The sequence below is a fragment of the Paraburkholderia sp. BR10937 genome (assembly GCF_040965695.1).
In the GTDB taxonomy this organism is placed as follows: Bacteria; Pseudomonadota; Gammaproteobacteria; order Burkholderiales; family Burkholderiaceae; genus Paraburkholderia.
The window spans coordinates 1-342 of the sequence record NZ_JBFRCL010000181.1 but is presented as its reverse complement, the minus strand read 5'-3'; the positions used below and the strand labels follow the sequence as shown (position 1 = coordinate 342).

The following is a 342-nucleotide window of genomic DNA, read 5'->3' as shown; positions in this document are numbered from 1 at the left end:
CGTCTTGTAACGCTGGAATTCCTCGAACGGCGAGAGATACGGGTTCTGGTACGCGAGACCCACGACAAAGCCCACCATCACCTGGTTGTTGTCGATGTGGTACAGGAACGAGCCGCCGTAGGTGTCGCTTTCAAGCGGCCAGCCGGCCGTGTGGATCACGAGGCCGGGCTGGTGCTTCGAAGGATCGATCTCCCACAGTTCCTTGATGCCGATGCCGTAGACCTGCGGATCCGAGTCCTTGCCCAGCTTGAACTTCTCGTTCAGTTGACGGCCCAGGTGCCCGCGGCAGCCTTCGCAGAACAGCGTGTACTTGGCGTGCAACTCCATGCCGAGCTGGAAGTT

At 59.9% G+C, this 342-nt stretch carries 1 protein-coding gene; it reads right to left on the bottom strand.

Translation table 11 applies throughout. From position 1 onward, the window contains the following. Positions 1 to 342: NAD(P)/FAD-dependent oxidoreductase (locus tag AB4Y44_RS42545; RefSeq protein ID WP_368702833.1), on the bottom strand; the 342-nt coding region annotated here is incomplete at both ends.